The organism is Microbacterium hydrocarbonoxydans (assembly GCF_900105205.1).
Lineage (GTDB): Bacteria > Actinomycetota > Actinomycetes > Actinomycetales > Microbacteriaceae > Microbacterium > Microbacterium hydrocarbonoxydans.
Map to the genome: position 1 here is coordinate 3,083,112 of NZ_FNSQ01000005.1, position 22,591 is coordinate 3,105,702.

Annotated in this window: 21 protein-coding genes and 1 tRNA gene; 4 read left to right on the forward strand and 18 right to left on the reverse strand. The window is 70.2% G+C overall.

From position 1 onward, the window contains the following. Nucleotides 1-15 precede the first annotated feature (15 nt). Nucleotides 16-2,568: an ATP-dependent helicase HrpB gene (hrpB, locus tag BLW44_RS15150; protein ID WP_074731879.1), complete on the forward strand. Its 2,553-nt coding sequence runs from the start codon at nt 16-18 to the stop codon at nt 2,566-2,568. A 42-nt stretch (nt 2,569-2,610) separates the two neighbouring features. Here the strand turns inward: hrpB and BLW44_RS15155 are convergent, their stop codons facing one another. The 5 genes from BLW44_RS15155 to BLW44_RS15175 form a co-directional block, all read right to left on the reverse strand. Continuing rightward, the gene (locus BLW44_RS15155; protein WP_060928778.1) at nt 2,611-3,345 is read right to left on the reverse strand and encodes an ABC transporter permease; all 735 of its coding nucleotides are present in this window, start codon (nt 3,343-3,345) and stop codon (nt 2,611-2,613) included. Further along, on the reverse strand, nt 3,342-4,121 hold the full coding sequence (locus BLW44_RS15160; protein WP_060928779.1) for an ABC transporter ATP-binding protein: 780 nt from the start codon (nt 4,119-4,121) through the stop codon (nt 3,342-3,344). Before BLW44_RS15160 ends, BLW44_RS15155 begins: the two co-directional genes overlap by 4 nt. Before the next feature lie 229 nt (nt 4,122-4,350). Continuing rightward, nucleotides 4,351-4,947 (reverse strand): TetR/AcrR family transcriptional regulator, encoded by a 597-nt coding sequence (locus BLW44_RS15165; RefSeq protein ID WP_060928088.1) that lies wholly within the window; start codon nt 4,945-4,947, stop codon nt 4,351-4,353. 62 nt (nt 4,948-5,009) lie between these two features. Next, a complete protein-coding gene (locus BLW44_RS15170) occupies nt 5,010-5,765 on the reverse strand; it encodes an AAA family ATPase (RefSeq protein ID WP_060928089.1) in 756 nt (251 codons plus the stop codon). 63 nt (nt 5,766-5,828) lie between these two features. Continuing rightward, a complete protein-coding gene (locus tag BLW44_RS15175; RefSeq protein ID WP_060928090.1) occupies nt 5,829-7,322 on the reverse strand; it encodes an L-serine ammonia-lyase, iron-sulfur-dependent, subunit alpha in 1,494 nt (497 codons plus the stop codon). Nucleotides 7,323-7,440: 118 nt separating this feature from the next. Between BLW44_RS15175 and BLW44_RS15180 the strand changes: the two genes are divergently transcribed. After that, the gene (locus tag BLW44_RS15180; RefSeq protein WP_060928091.1) at nt 7,441-7,758 is read left to right on the forward strand and encodes a hypothetical protein; all 318 of its coding nucleotides are present in this window, start codon (nt 7,441-7,443) and stop codon (nt 7,756-7,758) included. Nucleotides 7,759-7,829: 71 nt separating this feature from the next. Here BLW44_RS15180 and BLW44_RS15185 read toward each other — a convergent pair whose 3' ends face one another. After that, entirely contained in the window at nt 7,830-9,560 is a 1,731-nt protein-coding gene (locus BLW44_RS15185) for an L-aspartate oxidase (RefSeq protein ID WP_060928092.1), read from the reverse strand. A 71-nt stretch (nt 9,561-9,631) separates the two neighbouring features. Here BLW44_RS15185 and BLW44_RS15190 point away from each other — a divergent pair, with 71 nt between their 5' ends. Continuing rightward, nucleotides 9,632-10,564: a LysR family transcriptional regulator gene (locus BLW44_RS15190; protein WP_060928093.1), complete on the forward strand. Its 933-nt coding sequence runs from the start codon at nt 9,632-9,634 to the stop codon at nt 10,562-10,564. Between the two features lie 407 nt (nt 10,565-10,971). On the opposite strand, the gene BLW44_RS15195 is transcribed toward BLW44_RS15190, so the two are convergent. Both BLW44_RS15195 and BLW44_RS15200 read right to left on the reverse strand, forming a co-directional pair. Further along, a tRNA-Arg gene (locus tag BLW44_RS15195) sits at nt 10,972-11,044 on the reverse strand. 66 nt (nt 11,045-11,110) lie between these two features. Next, the gene (locus BLW44_RS15200) at nt 11,111-11,692 is read right to left on the reverse strand and encodes a hypothetical protein (protein WP_060928094.1); all 582 of its coding nucleotides are present in this window, start codon (nt 11,690-11,692) and stop codon (nt 11,111-11,113) included. A gap of 98 nt (nt 11,693-11,790) precedes the next feature. Here BLW44_RS15200 and BLW44_RS15205 point away from each other — a divergent pair, with 98 nt between their 5' ends. Next, a complete protein-coding gene (locus tag BLW44_RS15205) occupies nt 11,791-12,633 on the forward strand; it encodes an SDR family NAD(P)-dependent oxidoreductase (protein WP_060928095.1) in 843 nt (280 codons plus the stop codon). A 1-nt stretch (nt 12,634) separates the two neighbouring features. Here BLW44_RS15205 and BLW44_RS15210 read toward each other — a convergent pair whose 3' ends face one another. The 10 genes from BLW44_RS15210 to BLW44_RS15255 all read right to left on the reverse strand — a co-directional run bounded on the left by BLW44_RS15210 (nt 12,635) and on the right by BLW44_RS15255 (nt 22,497). Further along, nucleotides 12,635-13,486 (reverse strand): hypothetical protein, encoded by an 852-nt coding sequence (locus BLW44_RS15210; protein ID WP_245647465.1) that lies wholly within the window; start codon nt 13,484-13,486, stop codon nt 12,635-12,637. 22 nt (nt 13,487-13,508) lie between these two features. Continuing rightward, nucleotides 13,509-13,754: a hypothetical protein gene (locus tag BLW44_RS15215; RefSeq protein WP_060928097.1), complete on the reverse strand. Its 246-nt coding sequence runs from the start codon at nt 13,752-13,754 to the stop codon at nt 13,509-13,511. A gap of 78 nt (nt 13,755-13,832) precedes the next feature. Next, complete coding sequence (locus BLW44_RS15220) at nt 13,833-16,067, reverse strand: heavy metal translocating P-type ATPase (RefSeq protein ID WP_060928098.1); 2,235 nt, start codon at nt 16,065-16,067, stop codon at nt 13,833-13,835. A 1-nt stretch (nt 16,068) separates the two neighbouring features. After that, nucleotides 16,069-16,278: a heavy-metal-associated domain-containing protein gene (locus BLW44_RS15225; protein ID WP_060928099.1), complete on the reverse strand. Its 210-nt coding sequence runs from the start codon at nt 16,276-16,278 to the stop codon at nt 16,069-16,071. Between the two features lie 117 nt (nt 16,279-16,395). Next, nucleotides 16,396-17,055, reverse strand: a complete 660-nt coding sequence (locus BLW44_RS15230; RefSeq protein WP_060928100.1) for a GntR family transcriptional regulator — start codon at nt 17,053-17,055, stop codon at nt 16,396-16,398. Between the two features lie 148 nt (nt 17,056-17,203). Further along, nucleotides 17,204-17,845, reverse strand: coding sequence for an NADPH-dependent F420 reductase (locus BLW44_RS15235; RefSeq protein WP_060928101.1), 642 nt, complete (start codon nt 17,843-17,845; stop codon nt 17,204-17,206). Between the two features lie 56 nt (nt 17,846-17,901). Next, nucleotides 17,902-18,840, reverse strand: a complete 939-nt coding sequence (locus BLW44_RS17550; RefSeq protein WP_060928102.1) for a GNAT family N-acetyltransferase — start codon at nt 18,838-18,840, stop codon at nt 17,902-17,904. Nucleotides 18,841-18,919: 79 nt separating this feature from the next. Further along, complete coding sequence (gene sufU, locus BLW44_RS15245; protein ID WP_060928103.1) at nt 18,920-19,354, reverse strand: Fe-S cluster assembly sulfur transfer protein SufU; 435 nt, start codon at nt 19,352-19,354, stop codon at nt 18,920-18,922. After that, entirely contained in the window at nt 19,351-20,670 is a 1,320-nt protein-coding gene (locus BLW44_RS15250) for an aminotransferase class V-fold PLP-dependent enzyme (RefSeq protein ID WP_074731883.1), read from the reverse strand. Before BLW44_RS15250 ends, sufU begins: the two co-directional genes overlap by 4 nt. Nucleotides 20,671-20,730: 60 nt before the next feature. Next, nucleotides 20,731-22,497 carry a sigma-70 family RNA polymerase sigma factor gene (locus BLW44_RS15255; protein ID WP_060928104.1) on the reverse strand — a complete coding sequence of 589 codons (1,767 nt, stop codon included), beginning with the start codon at nt 22,495-22,497 and terminating at the stop codon, nt 20,731-20,733. Nucleotides 22,498-22,591 lie beyond the last annotated feature (94 nt).

Genomic DNA, 22,591 nt, shown 5'->3' on the forward strand with positions numbered 1-22,591 from the left:
GGGCAGACTGGAGGAGTGCCGCCCGACTCCTTCGACCTCGCCACCATCGGCGCGGGTCTGTCGTTCGCGGCCGCCCTCGACGAGGTCGCAGCGGCACTCGACGAGAGCCGCGCCCTGGTCGTGAGCGCCCCGCCCGGCACCGGCAAGACCACGCTCGTGCCGCCCCTTCTCGCGTCACGCTCCCCCGGACGCGTCATCGTCACGCAGCCGCGACGGGTCGCCGCACGTGCAGCCGCCCGGCGGCTCGCCCAGCTCGACGGCACGCCGCTCGGCACTCGCGTCGGGTTCACCGTCCGCGGCGAGCGCGCGGTGGGACGCGAGACGCGGGTCGAGTTCGTCACGGCCGGCGTGCTGCTGCGGCGGATGCTCGACGATCCAGGACTCGACGGAGTCGACGCCGTCCTCATCGACGAGGTGCACGAGCGCGCCGTCGAGACCGACCTGCTCATCGGACTGCTCTCCGAGGTGCGCGAGCTGCGCGACGACCTGCACGTCGTGGCCATGTCCGCCACTCTCGACGCCGAGCGCATCGCCGCGGCCCTGGGCACGGACGACGATCCCGCGCCCATCGTCGACCATGACGTCCCCGCCTTCCCGCTCGCCGAACGCTGGGCGCCGAGCCCCGTGCCCCGTCTCGACGAGCGCGGGGTGACCAGAGGCTTCCTCGAGCACGTGGCCGCCACTGCGGTCGCCGGGGCGCAGGATCTCGTGCGCACCGAGCCCGCCGCCGACGTGCTCGTCTTCGCCCCCGGCGCCCGCGAGATCTCCGAGATCGCCCGCCGCATCCGCGACGCGGGCGGCGGGTTCGACGTGCGGGAGCTGCACGGACAGATCCCGGGCTCCGAGCAGGATGCGGTGATCCGCGGTCGCGCTCCCGCCGACCCACCGCGCATCATCGTCACGACCTCCCTCGCCGAGTCCTCGCTCACCGTGCCGGGGGTGCGTCTCGTGGTGGACACCTGTCTGTCCCGGCATCCGCAGCGCGATGCCGCCCGCGGCATGACCGGCCTCGTCACCACCGCAGCTCCCCGCTCCTCGTGCGTGCAGCGCGCCGGCCGGGCCACGCGTCAGGGTCCGGGCATGGTCATCCGCTGCATCGACGAGCGCTCGTATGCGGCGGCCCCCGCACGGCCGGTTCCCGAGATCGCGGTGGTCGACCTCGCGGATGCCGCACTGCTGCTCGCCTGCTGGGGCGCACCGGGGGCCACCGGCCTGCGGATGATCGACCCGCTGCCCATCGACCGTCTCGCAGAGGCGGTCGACGTCCTGCACGGGCTCGGCGCGGTCGACGAGGTGGGGCGCGCCACGCCCGAGGGCCGCGCCCTGGCTCGGATCCCGACCGACCCCCGGCTCGCGAGGGCGCTCAGGGACGGCAGCCCGGTGGTCGGCAGTCGGCTCGCGTCCGAGGTCGTCGCGCTGCTGGGCGGAGACCTGCGGATCGCGGAGGCCGATGTCGTCCAGGCGCTCGTGACGCTGCGTGGCGGACGGACCCCTGAGGCGCGGCGCTGGCGCTCCGATGCGGATCGGCTCGAGCGCATGGCGCCTGACGCACGTGGCATCCGCCCGGATCTCGACGGCGTCGGCGTCGTGATCGCCCTGGCCTTCCCCGAGCGGATCGCCCGGCGGGTCGAACGCTCCGCTGAGGGAGCGACGTTCATGCTGGCATCCGGAACCCGCGCCGGCGTACGCGGACCACTGGCCGCCGTGGAGTGGCTCGCCGTCGCCGACGTCGCACGGGCCTCCGCCCGGGCGGCCGCCGGGTCGGGTGCCATCGTCCGGTCCGCTGCCGTGCTCACCGAAGTGCAGATGGAGCTCGCGGCCAGCCACCTCATGACCGACCGGGTCGAGGCGACGTTCGTCGACGGCCGGGTTCAGGCGCGTCGCGAACGCCGGGTGGGCGCGATCCTGCGCTCGTCGGCGCCGGTGAAGGCGTCGGTCGCTGAGGGGCGTGACGCCGTGCGCCGGGCGCTGCGTCGCGACGGACTGCGCGTGTTCACCTGGTCGGATGCCGCCGTCGCTCTTCGTCGTCGCCTCTCCCTGCTTCGGCGGGAGCTCGGCGACCCTTGGCCCGATGTCTCGGATTCCGGTCTCGTCGAAAACCTCGACGCCTGGTTGGCCTCAGAGATCGACGCTCTGGCCGGCGGCACCCCCGCCAACCGGTTGGATCTGTCGTCCGCGCTGCGTCGGCTGCTGCCGTGGCCCGAGGCGGCACGCCTCGACGAGCTCACCCCCGAGCGACTCGAGGTGCCCAGCGGTTCACGCGTCCGCATCGACTATCCGGACAGCGACGACGACACGGCGCGCCCTGTCGTCGCGGTCAAGCTGCAGGAGTGCTTCGGCTGGGCCGACACCCCTCGGCTCGTCGATGGGCGGGTCCCCGTCCTGTTCCACCTGCTGTCCCCGGCGGGGCGTCCGCTCGCGGTGACGGACGACCTCGCCTCGTTCTGGTCCGGCCCCTACTCGCAGGTGCGCGCCGAGATGCGCGGGCGCTACCCCAAGCATCCGTGGCCCGAGGATCCCTGGGCGGCCGCGCCGACCCGGCATACCAAGAACCGCTCCGCGCGCTGAGCCCGACGCGGGCGTTCAGCCGAGGCGTGCCACCGGCAGCGCTCATGCCGTGCGACGCCGCAGGGTCAGCGAGGCCAGCACCAGCGCACCCACCCCGAAGGCGACGACCACGAGCACCGGGCCGTACACGTCGCTGCCCTCCTCCCCCGCGGTGACGGCGTTGATCGCGTCGATGGCGTGGCTCAACGGCAGCCAGTCCGAGATCGCGTGCAGCGCGTCGGGCATCTGGTCGCGGGGCATGAAGAGGCCGCCGAGGATGATCTGCGGGAACACCAGCAGCGGCATGAACTGCACCGCCTGGAACTCGGTCTGCGCGAACGCGCTGGCGAGGAGTCCGAGTGCGGTGCCGAGCAGTGCATCCACGACGGCGACGAGTCCGAGCTGCCACAGTTCCCCCTCGACCTCCAGCCCGCAGACCCCGACCGCGAACGACACCGTGACCACGGCCTGCAGAAGTGCCATGAGTCCGAAGGCGATCGCATAGCCGAGGATGAAGTCGGCCTTGGCGAGCGGCGTGGTCATGAGCCGTTCGAGGGTGCCGGAGCGACGCTCGCGAAGAGTCGTGATCGAGGTGATCAGGAACATCACGATGAACGGGAACAGGGCGAGGATCGCGCCGCCGAACTGATCGAACACACCGTCCTGGTCGCTGAACAACCACGCGAACAGACCGACCAACAGACTCGGCGCGATGAGCATCAGAGCGATCGACCGAGGATCGTGGCGCAGCTGCCCGAGCACCCGCCGTGCGGTCGCCAGCATCCGGATGCCGTTCATTCCGAGGCCTCCCGCCGTGCGCGCCGCGAGCGCAGGGGCCGCGCCGGGGAAGTTGCGGCCCGCTGGCTGTCGCGTTCGATGAGCGCGAGGAAGGCCGCCTCCGGGTCGGCGGCCCCGGTCTGCTCCTGCAACCCGGCCGGAGTCGTGTCGGCGATGATCCGCCCCGCGCGCATGAGCACCAGTCGATCGCACCGCAGGGCCTCGTCCATCACATGGCTGGACACGATCATGGTCACGCCTCGTTCCGCGAGGCCGCGGAACAGACCCCACAGCTCACTCCTCAGCACGGGGTCGAGGCCGACCGTCGGCTCGTCCAGGACGATGAGCTCGGGCGATCCGACGAGCGCCATGGCGAGTGACACCCTCGTCAGCTGGCCGCCGCTCAGTGAGCCGACGAGCTGTCTCGCCTGCCCGCCGAGTCCCACCTCGTCGATGACGCGATCGACGTCACCCTTCGGCGCCTTCAGCAGGGCCGCGAGGTAGGACAGGTTCTGATGCACGGTGAGGTCGTCGTAGACCGCGGCGCCCTGCGTCCCGTAGGCCACCCGATGGCGGAGGTGCTTGGAGCCGCCCGGCTCGCCGAGCACCGCGACCGTACCCGAGGCGATGCGCTGCACGCCGACGATCGAGCGCATGAGCGTCGTCTTGCCGCATCCTGACGGCCCCAGAAGTCCGGTGATCTCGCCGCGAGGGATCTCGAGATCGACGCCGTCGAAGACCTGGGTCGCACCGCGGCGCACCCGAAGCCCCGAAATCGCGACGGCCGGAGTATTCATGATGTGATGAATTATGCGCTCGGCGGCGGGCTCGGTCAATGCCCACCGCTCTCGACCGGGCACAGCTTCGGATCTCGGCATCGACACGCCGCCCGAGAACGGCCGGCGCCCGGGTGTCAGGGGCACTGCTCCGAACCTGTGCCCGGATGACGAAGGGCAGGGGGGAGGGGCAGGGGGCAGGGGGGCAGGGGGGCAGGGGGGGCAGGGGGGCAGGGTACAGGGGGGCGAGTCAGTCGAAGAGGTACCGCTGCACGGTCGGCCCCACGCGCGCGGTGAGCTCGTCGACGGATGCCGCGGCGATCGGTGCCAGCCTGAGGACGTATCGGGTGATCAGCAGCCCGGCGACCTGAGACGCCACGAGCGTCGCGCGCAGTTCGGCATCCGGCACCTCCAGCGTCCTCGCGATCTTCCCGATCAGCTCTCGCGACAGGAAGCCGGCCAGCAGCGGCGACGTGAGACGGCTGCCGATCGCGGTGCGGATCAGCATGACTCCGCGCCGGCGGATCTCCGGCTGCTCGAACGCATCGAGGATGTAGCGGACGAGCCGCTGCCCGACCTCGTCACGCGGTCCGGCGACGATGCCAGGCACGTCGACATCCGGTCGGAGCGGGATGCCGATGGCCTCGGCGAACAGGTCGGCCTTGGTCCCGAAGTAGTGATGGACGAGCGCCGAATCGACCCCGGCTCTGGTCGCGATCGAGCGGATCGTCGAGGCGTCGTACCCGCTCTCACCGAACTCGTCGACGGCCGCCGCGATGATGCGCTCTCGGGAGTCGGAGCCGCCGCGAGGGCGACCACGTTTCCTCGGAGCGCGCTGGTCGGTCATGGCGCCAGCCTACGACCCGAGCAGCAGGACCGCGGTGACATCTCAGTCGAGCAGGTGCCCCCTCAATCGAGGAGGTGTCGAAGGTAGCGCGGCGGATCCTGGAGGAACGAGCGCCAGTGGTTCACGAGTTCGAGGTCTCCCCACTCCGCCGGCCGGATGCCCCAGTCCCCCACTTCGAGGATGCGCGCACCCGGCAGGGCCGCCAGCACCGGCGAATGCGTCGCGCAGAGCACCTGACCGCCGTCGTCGACGATGCGCTGCAGCACGGCGATGAGGGCGAGCGTGGACTGGAACGAGAGCGCGGCCTCCGGCTCGTCGAGACAGTAGAAGCCCGGCGAGTCGAAACGACTGTCGAGGAGGGCCAGGAACGACTCGCCATGACTCATCTCGTGGAACGGGACGTCCGGCCCGCTGGTCGACGGGTTCGCCTCGAGATACGTGTAGAACGAGTGCATCGTCTCGGCGCGAAGGAAGAAGCCCCACCGGTCGGCGCCGACGCCGCGCTGCAGCCGCAGCCACTCGGACAGCGGCGATTCGGTCGGCCGGGTGCTGTGCATCGCCTGTCTCGACCCGCCCTCCGGCGAGAGCCCGTATGCTCCGGCGATGCCCTCGACGATGGTCGATTTGCCGCTGCCGTTCTCGCCGACGAGGAAGGTGACGCCGGGCGCGAGATCGATCCCCTCCCGCAGCACCTGGGCGACGGCCGGGATGCTCGTGGGCCAGAGCCGCCCCGGCTCCGGCGCATCGTCGGCCGCCCTGACCGCGACGATCGGCTGCTCGCGCCGACGACGACTGCCCGACGCCCAGATCGATTCCATGCGCACCTCCTCCGATCGGAGGATACCCGGTGCCACCGACGCCGCCGCAGCGGCGGGCGCGCGTCAGCACTCGATGACGTTCACCGCGAGACCGCCCTCGCTGGTCTCCTTGTACTTCGTCGACATGTCGATACCGGTCTGCCGCATGGTCTCGACGACCGCGTCGAGCGAGACGTAGTGGCTGCCGTCACCCCGCAGGGCGAGGCGGGCGGCCGTGACGGCGGTCGAGGCCGCGATGGCGTTGCGCTCGATGCAGGGGATCTGCACGAGCCCGCCGATGGGATCGCAGGTGAGCCCGAGATGGTGCTCCATGGCGATCTCGGCGGCGTTCTCGATCTGCCTGTTCGTGCCGCCCATGACGGCGGTGAGTCCGCCGGCGGCCATCGCGCAGGCGGAGCCCACCTCGGCCTGGCATCCGCCCTCGGCCCCCGAGATCGAGGCGTTCGCCTTGAAGAGCGACCCCAGTGCGGTCGCGGTGAGGAGGAAGCGTCGGATGCCGCGGCGGCGGTTCGCCTCGGCGACGGCCTCGTCTCCCTCCGATTGCTCGGACTCGATCGCACGAGTGCCGTCGAAGCCGAGCAGCGCACTGCCCACGAGCTCTCCGTACGGTGTCACGGCGTTGCCTGCTCCGAGTCCGGAGTCGGCGAGGAACCGCCACCAGTACATCGCGACGGCCGGAAGGATCCCGGCCGCACCGTTCGTGGGGGCTGTGACGACACGACCGCCTGCCGCGTTCTCCTCGTTGACCGCGAGTGCGAAGGCGCCCAGCCATTCGCCGGGGAGCTCCCGATGACCGTCGGCCTCCGCCTCTTCGAGCTGTCCGCGGATCGCACTGGCACGACGCTTGACCTTGAGCATCCCCGGCAGCACGCCGTCCGAGTGCAGGCCGTTCTCGACGCAGGCGGCCATGGCGTCCCAGATCGCATCGAGCCCCGCAGCGACGTCCTCTTCCGAGCGCTGCGCGGTCTCGTTGAGGCGAGCGACCTCGGCGATCGACAGGCCGTGCTCGTCGCACAGCGCCAGCAGCGACGCGGCATCCGCGTAGGAGTAGGGAAGCGGGGCGGCGGCGAGCTTCGCGTCCTCGCCGTCGCGCCGGATGAAGCCGCCGCCCACCGAGTAGTAGGTCTCCTCCGTAACGGCGACGCCGTCGGCATCCCACGCGATGATCGTCATGGCGTTCGGGTGGCCCGGCAGACGGGTGCGCGGTTCGAACACGATGTCCGTCTTCGAGAACGGGATCTCGTGGACGCCGTCGATCCGCACGGTCGCCCCTTCGCGAAGGTCGGTCCAGGCGGCGCGCACGTCGGCGGGGTCGCACGACTCGGGCGCGAGGCCTCGAAGGCCCGCGACGACGGCATCCGGCGTTCCGTGCCCGATCCCGGTGGCGCCGAGCGATCCGTAGAGCGTGCATCCGATGCGGGCGACGCGATCGACGGCTCCTGTCGAGCGCAGCCGGCGCGCGAACTCGAGTGCCGCCCGCATCGGCCCGACCGTGTGGGAACTCGAGGGGCCTACTCCGATGGAGAAGAGATCGAAGGCCGAGACGTACGCTGTCACCCGTCCAGCGTACGTCCTGCGTCGCACGTCGGACGATCCGGATGCCGCAGTCAAGGCCCTTCGCGGTTCCGGCTCGTGTGGTCATCCTGGTGATGCACTCGATGCGAAAGGGAAGACCATGACGAACAGCACTCCAGAGCAGGACCCGACCTCCGACCTCTCCCCCGAGGCGCAGACGCCCACACCGACCCCCTCGTCGGGTGACGCGGGCGAGCTCACCGATCCCTCGCAGACCGCCGAGAAGCCCGAGCAGGCGGAGTCGCCAGAGGATGCCGACCCCGACGAGGTCCCCAGCAACGACGAGCTCGAGGAGCCGAGCACCGAGAAGGAGCCGTCGGAGGAGCCGAAGGCCCCCGCACGCAACGACCCCGAGCCCGACCACGAGGCGGTCGGGATCGGGGTCATCGACGGTCCGGAGACCGACGAGAACGACTGAGCGACTCCTACCTCGCTCCGCCGCCCTCCTCCCCCGAGGCGTCCTGCCGCGCCGGGGGTGGGTTCGCGCCGCTACTCGACGAGCTTGCCCTCGGTGTCGACGTCGCGCATGAGCTCGGCGATCTCGGCAGGGATCTCCGGGATCGGCTCGTGGGTCACGCCGCCGAACGGCGACCACACCAGGTTGACCTGCAGAGTCGGATCGGTGTCGGGATAGTCGCTGCGGTTGTGGCATCCGCGGGTCTCGCGACGCTCGAGCGCGGCCTCGAGGGTGGCGCGTGCCGCCAGCGCGGAGGCCTTGAGGTCGAAGGCGTGCGCGAGGTCCTGGAACCCGGCGATGTCGGGGTGGATGCCGATGTCCTCCATGCGTCCCTCGATCATGTCGAGGTCCGCGAGGCCGGCGCGCAGGCCCTGCTCGGAGCGGACGACGCCCGCATGCTCGGTCATCGTGTTGCGGATCGCGCGCTGCAGTGCGCGCACGTTCTCGCGTCCGTCCGCGGCGAGGAGGTCGTCGATCTCCGCGCGGGCCTGCGCGACGGCATCCGCTGACCGACGCTGCGCGTCCAGTCCTGCGGCGTGAGCCATGGCCGCCTGACCGACGATGCGGCCGTAGACGAGGAGTTCGATGAGCGAGTTGCCACCCAGGCGATTCGCTCCGTGCAGTCCGCTGGATGCCTCGCCGATCGCGTACAGCCCGTCGACATCGGTCTGGTGGTCCTCCGGACGGACCCAGACGCCTCCCATCGAGTAGTGCGCGGTGGGCGCGATCTCGATCGGATCGGTGGTGATATCGAGCATCTGCAGCTCCATCATCGTCTGATAGACGCGGGGCAGACGGGTCATGATGGTCTCGCGCGGCAGATGCGAGACGTCCAGCCACACCCCGCCGTTCTCGGTGCCGCGTCCTTCGGCGATCTCGGTGTAGGCGGCGAGCGCGACGCGGTCGCGGGTCGAGAGCTCCATCCGCTCCGGGTCGTACTTCGACATGAATCGCTCGCCGAGAGCGTTGCGCAGGATGCCGCCCTCGCCGCGGGCCGCCTCGGAGATGAGCGTGCCTGCCGCGTTCTCGGGTTCGATGATGCCGGACGGGTGGAACTGCACGAGCTCGGGGTCGCGCAGGCGGGCTCCGGCGTCGACCGCGAGGCGGAACGAATCTCCGGTGTTCTCGTCGCGCCGCGATGAGGTGCGACGCCAGATGCGGTTGTGTCCGCCGGCGGCGAGGATGACGGCATCCGCGTGGATCAGGTAGCGCGTGCCGTCGGCCTGGTCGAAGCCGTAGGCGCCGAAGACGACGTTGTCGCGCACGAGCAGGCGGGTGATGTAGACGTGATCGAGGATCGGCACCTCGAGCTGCTCGGCCTTCGCGACGAGGGTGCGCTGGATCTCGAGGCCCGTGTAGTCGCCGGCGAAGGCCGTGCGGCGGAAGGTGTGCGCCCCGAAGAACCGCTGCGAGATGCGTCCGTCGTCCTCCCTGGCGAAGTCCATCCCCCAGCGCTCCAGATCGCGGATGCCGCGCTCCGCCCCCTGCGTCACGATCTCGACCGTGTGCGGATTGGCGAGCAGGTAGCTCTCCTTGATGGTGTCGGCCGCGTGCTGCTGCCAGCTGTCGTCCTGGTCCATGGTTCCGAGGGCCGCGTTGATGCCGCCGGCGGCGAGCGAGGTGTGCGCATCCTGACGCGGTCGCTTTCCGACCGCGAGCACGTCGATGCCGTGCTCGGCGACCTCGATCGCCGCGCGCAGGCCCGACCCGCCGGTGCCGATGACGAGGACCGTGGTGGAGATCTGGCGTTCGCGTGTACTCATGGATTCCACGCTAGGCACGGCGATCCGATAACTCCAATGCATTGTTCTACTGGTATCGATACACTGCAAACATGAACCTCGAGCAGCTCCGCGGGTTCGTCGAGGTCGCCCGCCTCGGCCACTTCACCCGCGCCTCCGAGCACCTGCACCTCGCCCAGCCGTCGCTGAGTCGACAGATCTCGACGCTCGAGCGAGAGCTCGGTGCCGAGCTCTTCCATCGCGCGCGCGGGCACATCAACCTCACCGCCGCCGGGGAGGCTCTGCTCCCCCGCGCCCAGCGGATGCTCGCCGAGTCGGAGGCGATCCGCGAGGAGATGGCGGAACTCGCCGGGCTCCGTCGCGGGCGGGTTCGCCTGGGCGCACCGCCCACCCTCTGCATCAGCCTCGTCGCCGAGGCGATCAGCACCTTCCATGCGGCGCACCCTGGCGTCGATCTGCACCTGACCGAGAGCGGATCGCGCCTGCTGGTGGAACAGCTGGCCGTCGGGGCGGTCGACATCGCCCTGATCACCGAGTCCGAAGGGCCTCCGCCCTCCGGCTTCAGCCTCGCCAGGATGCCGCTGCTCACCGAGGAGCTGGTCGTCGTCTCCGCCGCATCCGAGCCGCCGGTGTCGACCCTGCCGTCGATGAGCCTCGACCACCTCGCGACGCTCCCGCTGATCGCCCTCGACGAGACCTATGAGCTGCGGGCGACGACCGATGCGGCCTTCCGATCGGCGGGGCTGGAGCCGAGTCACGTGCTGGAGGGGGCGGAGATGGATGCCGTGCTCCGCTTCGTCGAGCGCGGGGTCGGCGTCGCCGTGGTGCCGGCGATGGTGCTGCTCGACCGCCCGGCGCTGCGGTCGGTGCGTCTGACGCATCCGATGATGAGGCGCACGGTGAGCCTCGCCCACCGTGCCGATGTGACGCCGGCCGTCGCCGTGGCCGCGATGCGGCACGTCATCGTCGCCACCGCGGCAGAGGTGGCTCGCCTGGACCCGGCGATCACGAGTCTGATCGACTGAGGTCGCTCAGCCGCGCTTTCGCGGCCTCTCCCAATGAAGGAGATCTCACTCGCTCTGCGTCTGCTCGGGAAGCGTCATGAGCACGAGCCTATCGAGGCGGGGGCACCATCGCTTCTCGCCCGCTTCAGGTCGGCCGCAACTCCGCGCTCGGCGAGATGTGGCGCCGGAACTGATTCCTGGCGCCACGTCCAGCGAAGGGGATCTCGCTCAGCGAAGGAGCGGATGCCGCATCCGACCCTGCGCAACGAGAGTTCTCCTTCGCAGGGCACGGGCAGGGCGCGGGGAGGGCCGGGCAGGGCGAGGGCAGGGCGAGGGCAGCGCGCGGGAAGCGTCGTCCGCCGAGGCACAGCGAGCCTGAGAAACAAGAAACCCCCGCCGCTTTCGCGACGGGGGTTTCTCTCGTGATGTGCGCCCGAAGGGACTCGAACCCCTAACCTTCTGATCCGTAGTCAGATGCTCTATCCATTGAGCTACGGGCGCTCCTGGACCGCTCAGCGGGCCGTAGAACAGCCTACAACAGACGCGACGGGAATGCGAAACGAGGGGTCAGTCGTCGTCGGCGGCCGACTTCTGCTTCTTCTTCCGCTTCGCTTTGGCGCGCTGCAACGACGACAGCGCCTGCAGGTCGACGAGGCGCAGCGCCTGCATCCGCGCCTCTCGCATCCGCTCGTAGTCGGGGTCCTGGTCGGGTCGCATGCCCTCGACGCGCAGCCTACGGTCGAGGTTGTGGCGCACATCTGCCCACGCACCCTCGCGCGCCTCCTCGACGATGACCCTGAGCGCATCGTCGTCCTCCATCATGTCGCGCAGCTTGGTCGCGACGCCGTGGGACTGCTTGGCACGTCGGCGCAGATTGCGGACATCGCGGTCACGGTAGTCATGGGTGCCCGACGGGTCGGAATGACGCCCGCGGGCGCGCTTGCGCAGCTGGGTGAGGTTGCGCTCGACCTCTTCGGATTCCTCGGCCATCGCCCGCAGCGCCTCGCGCGCGTCGGCGACGTACTTGTCCGTGTCGAAGACCCCGTTCTCGGCGATCGTGCCGATGAGGATGTGATTCTTCACGGCGAGGCGCGCCGCAGCGGTCGCGATCGCAACGCCCTCGGCGATGGCATCCGCAGTTCGTCCCACTGCTACCTCCTCCCTTCGAGAGTACCGGTATCGCTCCCCGATCCACTCGGCCAGAATGGATCGGAATCGCCCGGCTCCGACGACCCTGGAGGACTGCAATGAAGCGTCTGACCCTCTCCGGGAGCACGACCGTCATCACTGGTGCCGCGAGCGGCATAGGCGCGGCCATCGCGCGACTCCTGGCCGCGGACGGTGTCGCTCTCGCGCTCCTCGATCACGATGCCGCCGGCCTCGCCGCCCTGGCGGAGACCCTGCCGTCCACCGCCGTCACGACGACGCACGTCGTGGATCTGCGCGATGACGACGCCGTGTTCGCCGCAGCCGAGGAGATCACCGCCGCGCACCCCCGCATCAACGCCCTCATCACGTGCGCGGGGTCATCGATGCTGGGGACGCTTGAGCAGCTGACCATGGAGGAGATGCGCTGGCTCACGGACGTGAACCTCTGGGGCACCGTCTCGATCTCCAAGGCGCTGCTCCCTGCGCTCCGCGCAGCACCTGCCGCGCATATCACGCACCTCGCGAGCGTCTATGCGCTGGCCGCTCCCGCCGGCCGCATCCCATACGCGCTGAGCAAGTTCGCGGTGCGCGGGTTCTCCGAGGCGCTCCGACACGAGCTGGAGGGCACGTCGGTGTCGGTCGGTGCGGTGTACCCCGCGGGCGTGCGCACCGGGATCATCCTGCACGGCCGCTACGCCGCAGCGATCGATCCGGCCGTCGCCGCACGTGCCGCTGCCGCGCAGGCTGCGATGTATCACACGGAGCCCGCCGACGCCGCGGCTCAGATCGTGCGGGCGACCGAGTGGCGCCGGGCACGCACCATGGTCGGGCGGGAGGCGCGCCTCATCGACACGCTCGTGCGCCTGGCACCGAGTGGCTACTGGCGCGTCATGCGGCGACCGTTGCGCGAGGCGATCGACACGACCACGCCCCTGCGGTGATTCACCGAACGGTCCCCACCCAGATCGCCGAGGCCCAGGCCTGCTGCGAGGCATCGCATCCGACGGATCCGGGATAGCCGCGCACGACGGCCATGCAGTTCGCGAGGAATTCGGCGTCTCCGCCGAACATGGAGTGGTAGCTCTGAGATGAGGTCAGCGCACCCCAGACGCGGAACTGGTAGATATGCCCGAGCTCGTGCGCCATGGCCCAGTTCAGGCGGGCGGTGCTCCACTGCGCGATGTCGGCGCGGTACTTGATGAAGCCGTTGCTGTTCGCACACGCGGGAGCGGTGCCACCCGCGCACGACGCCGATTCGTACAGTCCCACCCCTGCGCCGCCGACCCGGTCGAGCGCCGCGCGCACCCGCGCGAATCCCTCCGGCCCGCTGGAGGGATTCGCTGGTCCGCCGGGCGCTGCGTACTGCGCCGTCTCCCAGGTCGACACGTCCTCCCCCACCCTGCTGATCAGCGAATGCACGGTCGCCGTCGCCGCGACCACGGTCGCCGGGTCGTCGCGTTCTGCGAGCACGACCTCCTGCGCATCGATCGCCGCGGCACGATGCGTGGCGGTGTCGACCTTGCCCTCCGCGCCGGTGATCGCAGCGCCCAGTGCGGCGATCTCGTCGACGAACGCACCCCGCACCTCGAGCACGGCCGCCCGTGCTGCGGTGTCCTCCTCCGCAGCTGCGACCGCGCCGTCGAGGTGATCGGTGCGCATCTGCGCCGACCTCGTCGACTCCGACAGCGCCTGCAGCTCGGCGATCGCATCCGCCCTGTCCTGGTCGAGACCGATCGCCCGCGCCGCGACGCCGGAGGCGAGCAGGATCGCCGTCACGACGGTGACGGACAACACCCTTCTCATCACGAGAGCACCGTCATTCCAGGAACCCCGTGGTGTCCTCGAGCTGCGCGTCCTGCTCGGCGATCGTCGCGCGCAGCGCCGTCAGGCGCTCCGCCAGGCGATAGTTCTCGGCTCGGGTCGCGTCGAGCTGCTCTTCGGCCTGCACGACGGCGGCTCGCGCCTCGTCGAGCGCCGCGACGCGCTGCTGGTCGGCGACGACGAGGAGTACCGTTCCCCCGACGAGGAGGAGTCCTCCGGTGACGACCGCGAGAGCCCTCATGTCGCTCCCCAGACCAAGACGCAATGTCGGAACGATTCCGCAGTGTCAATATATCTCGGCGCGGGGGCCGCTTCCAGATCACCGCACAGGAGCGGCGCTGCGGAACCGACGCAGTCGAAGGCTGTTCAGCACCACGAACACACTCGAGAACGCCATGGCGGCGCCGGCGAGCATCGGGTTCAGCAGGCCGAGTGCGGCCAGCGGGATGGCCGCGACGTTGTACGCGAGCGCCCAGAAGAGGTTGCCGCGGATCGTCGCGAGCGTGCGCCGGGCGAGACGGATCGAATCCACCGCTCCCCACAGGTCGCCCCTGACCAGCGTCAGGTCGGATGCTTCGATCGCGGCATCCGTGCCCGTGCCCATCGCGATGCCGAGGTCGGCCCGCGCGAGCGCCGCCGCGTCGTTGACCCCGTCACCGACCATCGCGACCACTCTCCCCTGCCCCTGCAGCGAGATGACCTCTTCGACCTTGCCCTCCGGGAGGACGCCGGCTCTGACCTGTTCGATCCCGATGCTCTCGGCCGTGCGCCGTGCCGCGCGCTCGTTGTCCCCGGTGAGCAGCACCGGCCGCAGTCCGAGGCTCCGCAGCGCACCGATGGCCGCGGCGCTGGTGGGCTTGATCTGATCCGCGACGACGAGCACTCCGCGTACCCGGCCGTCCCAGGCGACGGCGATCGCGGTGCGGGCGTCGTCCTCTGCGGAGTCGAACGCCGACGCGAGGTCCGCATCGAGTTCCAGCGCCCAGTCGGCGAGGAACGACGGCCGCCCCGCGACGACCGCGTGCGAGTCGACGATGCCGGTCACGCCCCGCCCTCGCACGTTCTGGAAGTCGTGGACCGCCGGCAGCTCCCCGATGCGCTCCGTCGCCGCCCGGACGACGGCCTGGGCGATCGGATGCTCCGAGGCATCCTCCACCGCGGCGGCGAGCCGCAGCACCTCGACGGGGTCCTCGCCCTCTGCGGGGACGATGTCGAGGAGCGTCATGCGCCCGGTGGTGACGGTGCCGGTCTTGTCGAGCACGATGGTGTCGACCCGACGCGTCGATTCGAGCACCTCCGGTCCCTTGATGAGCACGCCGAGCTGGGCGCCGCGTCCTGTCCCGACGAGCAGCGCCATCGGGGTCGCGAGACCGAGCGCGCAGGGGCAGGCGATGATCAGCACGGCGACGGCCGCGGTGAACGCTGCCGCCGCGCCCCCGCCGACCAGCAGCCAGGCGACGAGTGTGAGCGCGGAGATCGCGAACACGATGGGGACGAACACGGACGAGAGCCGGTCGGCGAGACGCTGAGCCTCCGCCTTCCCCGACTGCGCCTCCTCGACCAGGCGCGCCATGCGCGCGAGCTGCGTGTCGGCACCGATCCGCGTGGCCGTCACCAGCAGTCGTCCGCCGACGTTCACGGTTGCTCCCGTGACGCCGTCGCCGGCACGCACCTCCACCGGCACCGGCTCTCCGGTGAGCATGGAGGCGTCGACGGCGGATACGCCCTCCGCGACGACGCCGTCCGTGGCGATCTTCTCGCCGGGGCGTACGACGAAGACGTCGCCGACCGCCAGGCGATCCAGCGGCATCCGCTCTTCGCGCCCGTCCCGGAGCACCGAGACGTCCTTGGCTCCCAGCTCGCCGAGCGCTCGCAGTGCGGCGCCGGCCCGGCGCTTGGAGCGCTGCTCGAGAAATCGTCCGAGCAGGAGGAACATCGTCACTCCGGCGGCCACCTCGAGATAGATGCTGCCGAGGCCGTCTCCCCGCTCGATCGTGAACCGGAACGGATGGGTCATGCCCCACATCCCGGCGGTCCCGAAGAAGAGGGCGTAGATCGACCAGAGGAACGCGGCCGTCACTCCGACCGAGATGAGCGTGTCCATGGTGACCGCTCGGTGGCGGGCGTTCAGCACCGCCGCCCGATGGAAGGGCCAGGCCGCCCAGGTGACGACCGGGGTGGCGAGGACGAGCGACGCCCACTGCCACCCGGGGAACTGCAGCTGCTCGAACATCGCCAGGGCGATCACCGGGATCGCGAGCACGGCGGCGATCACGAGCCGACGGCGCAGACGCCGGTAGGCGGGGTCGGTGCCGACCGCCTCCTCCTCACGCGGCAGCGCCGCCGAATACCCGGTGCGCACCACCTCGGAGATCAGGTCCTCGACCGCGATCCCGTCAGCGACCTCGACGTGGGCCTTCTCCGTCGCATAGTTCACGGAGGCGGCGACGCCGTCGATGCGGTTGAGCCGCTTCTCGACGCGCGCCGCACACGACGCGCAGGTCATTCCCCCGATCTCGAGATCGTACGATGCGGTCCCGCCTGACCCAGCCATCTCAGGCGCGGGCTGCGCTGTAGCCGGCCTCGTCGACGGCGGCCAGCACGGCGGCGTCGTCGAGCGCGGAGTCGGAGGTCACGACGAGGGTTCCGGATGCGGCACTGACCTCGATGCCGGTGACCCCGTCGAGCTTGGCGACCTCGCTGCGGACGGACCCTTCGCAGTGACCGCAGGTCATTCCGGTGACGGCGTAGGTGGTGGTGCTCATGATGTGTCCTCTCGAAGTGCGATAGTTCCTGTCGGAATACCCCCCTGGGGTATCCCTCCGAGGACAACCATACCCCCCGTTCCGCTATTCCCTCAACGCGGATGCTCGGAAGGATGCTCAGCTCGGGCGCGACGCGGAGCTGAGTCGGCGCTCCGCAGCCGCCTGCCCGCTGGCGAGGTGACGCGGGATGATCTCGCGGAGTGCGTCCACATTCCGCGCGGCGACCGCCTCGAGGATGATGCGGTGCTCCTCCGCCATCGCGAGGAGGTCGTTGTGCTGGCCGAACAGCCACCTCAGGCGCGTGACGAAGACGCCTATCAGCTCGCCGAGCATCTCGTTGCCGGCCAGCTCCGCCGAGATCTCGTGGAACTCTCCGGCCGCGATGCGGGCGGCTTCCGTGCGGCCTTCGCTCGCGGCCGCGTGCTCGCGCTCGTAGGCGTCGCGCAATCGGGCGATGCCGTCAGGGGAATGCCGTTCGGCGGCGAAGACGAAGATCAGCGTCTCGATCGCCTCACGGACCTCCCCGAAATCCTGGATGTCGCGGTGGGTGAACTCGCGCACCACCGCCCAGGTCCGAGGCCGCGCCACCACGACGCCCTCGCCCACCAGGGTGCGGATGGCCTCGCGCACGGGAAGGCGTGAGACGTTGAGCTCCGCGGCGATGTCCCGCTCGACCAATCGGGAGCCCGGCGCGCGACGACCGAGGATGATGTCGTCGCGCAGAATGCGCGTCACCCTGACCGACTCGAGTTCGCCGGCTGCCCCCACCCCCGCCATATCGGGATTCTCTCACTCGGGACACCCCACGACAAGTTTGGTATCCCAACGGAGCGCATATGTTACGGCCGCGCCCCGGTCGAGCCCGCACGACACGCGCACGATGAGCGGATGCTCCCGCATCCGCTCACCGTGTGTGCGGGAAGTGTCAGGGCAGGCGATTCGCCTTCGCGAGGTTCGCCGTGAGCTCCTCGGCGTTCTGCTTCACCACGTACGCGGGACGGTCGCGCTCGACGCGCCACGACTCGCTCAGCGGACCGACGTTCACGGTGTCGAATCCCGCCTCGTCGTAGAAGCGGGTGACGAAGGCCACCGCCTCCGCGTCGTCGCCGGCCGTCGCGAGCGCGCGCCGACCGGGAGTGCCCGCAGGCGTGCCGTCGGTCGTGATGTCGGAGGCGAGGATGTGGTTGAACGCCTTCGCGATCCGCGAGGTCGGCAGCTGCTTCTGGAGCAGCTCGGAGGTCGTGGTCTCGCCCTTGTCGAGCGCCTCGATGTGGCCGTCACGCTCGAAGTAGTAGTTGTTCGTGTCGAGGACGATCTTCCCCGCCAGCTGCTCGGCGGGCAGCTGGTCGATGGCGCCGAGCGGCACCGTGACGACGACCGCTTCCCCTGCCTCTGCGGCGTCGACGGCGGTGGCCGCCTTCGCCCGCGGGCCGAGCTCTGCCACGAGGTCGGCGAGCGTCTCCGGCCCGCGCGAGTTCGCGATCACGACGTCGTATCCGTTCGCCACCGCGACGCGCGCGATCTGGCTGCCGATGTGTCCTGCACCGATGATTCCGAGAGTTGTCATGTTGGGGCCAACGTGCACGGCCTGACACTATTCCCGACGTGTCGCCGCGTGTCCGGTCAGATCGAGAGGAGGAAGCGCTCCTCGAGGCGACGGTATCCGAGGCTCTCGTAGAGACGGATCGCCGCGGCGTTGAACCCGAAGACGTGCAGGCCGATCGACTCGGCCCCGAGACACACGGCCTCGCGCTCGGCCGCCAGCATCATCGCACGCCCATACCCCCGTCGACGGTGCTCCGCGCCGACCTCGATGTCGAGGACGAAAGCGTGCGGGCGGCCTCCCCGGGTGCGCATGCCGAGCCACAGCACACCCACCTCGACCCCGTCCACCTCCGCCACGAACAGCTCCTGCCCGGCGGATGCGATGCCGTCGGGGAGTTCTTGCACCATCTGCCGGTGCGACTCGACTGCGGCATCCTCCGGCGAGTACCGGCCGGAGGCGACGAGGTCGTCGGCGAAGGCCGCCTCCGACGCCGCCGCGAAGCTCGTGAAGCGCTCGGGAGTCATCGGCAGGACAGTGACCTCCGGCGCGGCGTCACGATGCGGCACGGGCTCGAGAAGCATCTGGATCGATGCCACCTCGAATCCTCGACCCGCGGCGAACGCCTGCCCCTCGGCGTCCGAGGAGAAGACCGCGATGCTGATCCGGTCGACCCGATGATCAGCCGCGAAGCTGCGCAGCGCCGCGAGCAGCCCGTCGCGCTGCCCCTCATCCGGTGCGACCGCCCAGGCCAGATCGACCAGGAACAGGATGCCGTTGTTCGCCGCGATCCACACCGTGCCGAGCCGGCGGCCGTCATCGTCGATCGTGAGGATCACGGAGGTGGGGGTCTCGAGGCCCTGGGCGAGCATCTCGCCGAGGAACTGGTCGACGGCGGCATCCGCGTCCTCGCCCACGAGGGATCCGGAGTCGTGCCGGAGGGCGATCAGCCGCGCACGAGTCGTCGCGAACCAGTCGTCGTATCGGTCGGACGGCAGAGGGGCGAGCTGGACTGTCATGACTCCATCCTCTGCGCTCGAGGACAGGGCGTCGAGTCGACCGAGTGGCGGCGGGCGTGCGGCGTCACGCCGGCCGCTATCAGGCCTTGTGCAGCGCGTCCTCGACCGCCACCCAGGCGAGCATCGCGCACTTCACCCGCGCGACGTATCGCGAGACGCCGCCCAGTGCGGCCACGTCGCCGAGAAGCTCCTCATCCGGCTCGATCTTGCCGCGAGAGCGCATCGCCTCTCGGAAGGCGTCGATGCGGATCTGCAGCTCCGGCACCGAGAGCCCCTCGGCGAGCTCGGCGAGGAGCGATGCGGATGCCTGCGAGATGGCGCAGCCGTGCCCCTCCCACGCGATCGCCTCGATGCTGCCGTCGTCGGCGCGATGCACCTGCAGCGTCACCTCGTCGCCGCACGTCGGATTCACCTGGTGCGACTGCGCGGCGATCTCCTCCCGCAGTCCGAAGCCGTGCGGAGTGCGGGAATGATCGAGGATGAGCTCCTGGTACAGATTCTGCAGGTCGCTCATGCGCCCCTCCGGAAGAAGTCGATGGCCGCCTGCACCCCGTCGATGACGGCATCGACCTCGGCCTCGGTCGTGTACAGATACGTGCTCGCCCGCGTCGAGGAGATGATCCCCAAACGGCGGTGGAGGGGCTGCGCGCAGTGGTGTCCCACCCGTACGGCGATTCCCCGATCGTCGAGGAACTGCCCGACATCGTGCGAATGGATACCGGCGACGTCGAAGCTCGCGAGGCCCACCCGCGGCAGATCGATCCCCGCTCCGAGCACACGCACACCGTCGATGGCAGCGAGGCCGTCGACGAGACGTCGACCGAATGCCGCCTCGTGCGCGGCGATCCGTGGCATCCCCACGGCCGTGAGATAGTCGATCGCTGCGGCGAGCGCGACGGCCTGGGACACTCGCTGGGTACCCGCCTCGAAGCGCTGCGGCGGCGGCAGGTACTCGGCCTCGGTGGTGGTGACCGTGGTGATCATCGAGCCACCGGTGAGGAACGGCGGCATGGCTTCGAGCAGTTCGCGCCGTCCGTACAGGGCTCCGATGCCGGTCGGACCCAGCATCTTGTGGCCGGACAGCACCGCGAAGTCGACATCGAGAGCACGGACATCCAACGGCAGGTGAGGCGCGGACTGGCACGCGTCCAGCACCACGAGTGCGCCCACCTCGCGCGCCAGGGACACGACCGTCGAGACCGGGTTGATCACGCCGAGCACGTTGGAGACGTGGGTGACGGCGATGAGCCTCGTCCGCGGGCCGATGATCTCGGCCGCGACGTCGAGCCGGAGCGCGCCGTCGTCGTCGAGCGGGATGACGCGAAGCGTCGCGCCGGTGCGCGCCGCGAGCTCCTGCCACGGGATCAGATTCGCGTGGTGCTCCATCTCGGTCGTGACGATCTCGTCGCCCTCTCGGAGCCGGAACCGCTCTGCCGCCGCTCCCCCTCGACCGGACGCGGCGTTGGAGATCGAGTACGCGATCAGGTTGAGAGCCTCGGTGGCGTTCGACGTCCAGACGATCTCGCCGTCATCCGCCCCGACGAATCGCGCGACAGTGGCCCGAGCGTCCTCGAACACCTCGGTCGCCTCCGCGGCCAGGGTGTGCGCTCCCCGATGCACCGCGGCATTGAGGGTGCTGGCGAAATCACGTTCCGCGTCGAGCACGGCGAGGGGGCGCTGCGAGGTCGCGCCGGAATCCAGATAGGCGAGCGGATGCCCGTTGACCTGCGTCTGAAGGATCGGGAAGTCCTCGCGCAGACGCTGGACCTCGGCATCCGTCAACGCGGAGTCACTGCGCGCGGCCTCGTCGGTCCCACCGGAGATGCTCATCCTTCTAGCTTCTCATCCGAGGAGCTGCTCAGGGTCACCCTGGCCCCGTCCGCGCCGACCTCAGGGGACCACCACGATGCGCTGCCGCTCCGCCAGACCGAGAGCTCCTGTGGCCGGGTCGAGGTAGCGGACCACGACGTCGTGCGAACCGAGCGGCACGTCGAGCAAGCCCACGACCGTGGATCCGGTGGTCAGGAGCGCTTCCGTGGGGGGCGCACCATCGATGGCCACGGAGACCGTCGCCCCCTCGATACCCTGGAGCGTCAGCTCGACGTCATCCTCTGCACCATCACCGTCGGCATCGACACGCGAGGTGTTGGTGCCCGAGTCGACGACGGTCGGCACGGCGAAGTCGAGCGGACCGACGGCATCGCTGTTGGTCTGCGCGCCCGTGGTGGGCGAAGTCTGTCGAGCCGCGATCGACATCCCCTGCCGAAGGGTGTCCGGACCGAGACTCACCGAGAACGCGCCGGCCCCGTCCGCCGTCGTGGTCGCGATGACCGCTCCTCCCTCATCGAGGATGTCGATCTGCGCGCCGGGTGTCGCCGTCCCCGTGATCGCCGGCGGCACCGCGGATGCGTCGGTCACCTCCCACACGACTGTGACGACGCGATCGAGGGGCTTCGGGATCACCGGATCGGTCGGGCCGGAGGTCGGCGGGATGCTCGGGCGCACCGGAACGGATGGCACGCCGGGTACGGTCAGAAGGTCGGTCAGGAGATCGCTCGCCGGTGGATCCTCAGTCGCGGGGATCAGTGGCGGTGGGACCGGCGTCGGTTCTGCGACCGGCTGCGGTTCGGCGACCGGCGCAGGCTCCGCGACAGGTGTGACGATCGGTGAGGGCGATTCGACGACGAGCGCCGACGGCGGGTCTTCGACACCGGGTGCGCCTTGGCCGGCGAGCTGCGCGGCCACGGCGACGACTCCCACCGCGAGCGTCCCCACCAGGATCACGCCTCCGACCACGACGCCCCATCGCGCCACCGTTCCGACGGGATCGACTGCTGCGCCCGCCGGTGCCGGACTCCCCGCCGAGTACGCCGCGGCGGCAGGCCCGCCGAGGAGCACAGGGAGCAGGACGGCCCTGAGCTTGCTCGACGCCTGCGCGACCTCGGCACTGGCCATGGTGCATCGCCGACAGCCGTCGAGGTGCGCGTCGAAGCGGGCACGATCAGCGCGGGGGACGTGTCGCTTGCGCTCCTGCGCCACGATGCGCTCGCACGCCCAGCGGCACTCCTCGTCACGACCCGGCTCCTTGATGTGCGCGTGGAGCCACGCGATCTTGAATCCCTCGCGTGCCCGCGCAGCCAGCACCGACACGGCATTCGGCGTCATGCCCATGAGCGGAGCGATCTCCCGGGGCTTCATGCCCTCGACCTCGAGGTACCACAGCAGCGTCCGCCACCGCTCGGGAAGGTCCTTGAACGCGGTGGACAGCAGCGACTTGTCGGAGAGCAGGTCGAGGGAGTCCTCGGAGTCATCGACCGGCAGATCATCGATGTATTCGAGGGGAATGTCCTTCTGCTTGCCGCCCCACGTCGCCGCAGCGCTGCGCACCGCAGCGAACAGGTAGGGACGGAACGCGTCGGTGGGGCCACCGCCGTTGCGGATGGCGCTGAACGTCTTCGCGAATGCCTCGCTGACGAGATCCTCGGGATCGATGGAGTTCGTGATGGCCCGTGCAGCGCGCTTCGCCGCAGGTGCGTGGCGATCCCAGAGGACCCCGTAGGCGCGACTGTCGCCGGCTCGGGTGGCGAGCACCAGCTCGTCGTCGCTCGCGTCCGGGTCTACCCGGGTGCGAGTGGGGGCATGCGGTGCGGTAGTCATGAGACGTCCTGTCGGAAAGGTAGTACTCGGAGCGGGGCCGTATGCATACTTCTTCTGGGGGGCACGGGAAGGACCTGCGGGGTGTGGCATCCGC

Bases quoted from the DNA above. Each gene is read 5' to 3' on its own strand.
- BLW44_RS15155 (WP_060928778.1), bottom strand. From the start codon at position 3,345: ATGAACGGCATCCGGATGCTGGCGACCGCACGGCGGGTGCTCGGGCAG.
- BLW44_RS15160 (WP_060928779.1), bottom strand. From the start codon at position 4,121: ATGAATACTCCGGCCGTCGCGATTTCGGGGCTTCGGGTGCGCCGCGGT.
- BLW44_RS15165 (WP_060928088.1), bottom strand. From the start codon at position 4,947: ATGACCGACCAGCGCGCTCCGAGGAAACGTGGTCGCCCTCGCGGCGGC.
- BLW44_RS15170 (WP_060928089.1), bottom strand. From the start codon at position 5,765: ATGGAATCGATCTGGGCGTCGGGCAGTCGTCGTCGGCGCGAGCAGCCG.
- BLW44_RS15180 (WP_060928091.1), top strand. From the start codon at position 7,441: ATGACGAACAGCACTCCAGAGCAGGACCCGACCTCCGACCTCTCCCCC.
- BLW44_RS15185 (WP_060928092.1), bottom strand. From the start codon at position 9,560: ATGAGTACACGCGAACGCCAGATCTCCACCACGGTCCTCGTCATCGGC.
- BLW44_RS15190 (WP_060928093.1), top strand. From the start codon at position 9,632: ATGAACCTCGAGCAGCTCCGCGGGTTCGTCGAGGTCGCCCGCCTCGGC.
- BLW44_RS15205 (WP_060928095.1), top strand. From the start codon at position 11,791: ATGAAGCGTCTGACCCTCTCCGGGAGCACGACCGTCATCACTGGTGCC.
- BLW44_RS15215 (WP_060928097.1), bottom strand. From the start codon at position 13,754: ATGAGGGCTCTCGCGGTCGTCACCGGAGGACTCCTCCTCGTCGGGGGA.
- BLW44_RS15220 (WP_060928098.1), bottom strand. From the start codon at position 16,067: ATGGCTGGGTCAGGCGGGACCGCATCGTACGATCTCGAGATCGGGGGA.
- BLW44_RS15225 (WP_060928099.1), bottom strand. From the start codon at position 16,278: ATGAGCACCACCACCTACGCCGTCACCGGAATGACCTGCGGTCACTGC.
- BLW44_RS15230 (WP_060928100.1), bottom strand. From the start codon at position 17,055: ATGGCGGGGGTGGGGGCAGCCGGCGAACTCGAGTCGGTCAGGGTGACG.
- BLW44_RS15235 (WP_060928101.1), bottom strand. From the start codon at position 17,845: ATGACAACTCTCGGAATCATCGGTGCAGGACACATCGGCAGCCAGATC.
- BLW44_RS17550 (WP_060928102.1), bottom strand. From the start codon at position 18,840: ATGACAGTCCAGCTCGCCCCTCTGCCGTCCGACCGATACGACGACTGG.
- sufU (WP_060928103.1), bottom strand. From the start codon at position 19,354: ATGAGCGACCTGCAGAATCTGTACCAGGAGCTCATCCTCGATCATTCC.
- BLW44_RS15250 (WP_074731883.1), bottom strand. From the start codon at position 20,670: ATGAGCATCTCCGGTGGGACCGACGAGGCCGCGCGCAGTGACTCCGCG.
- BLW44_RS15255 (WP_060928104.1), bottom strand. From the start codon at position 22,497: ATGACTACCGCACCGCATGCCCCCACTCGCACCCGGGTAGACCCGGAC.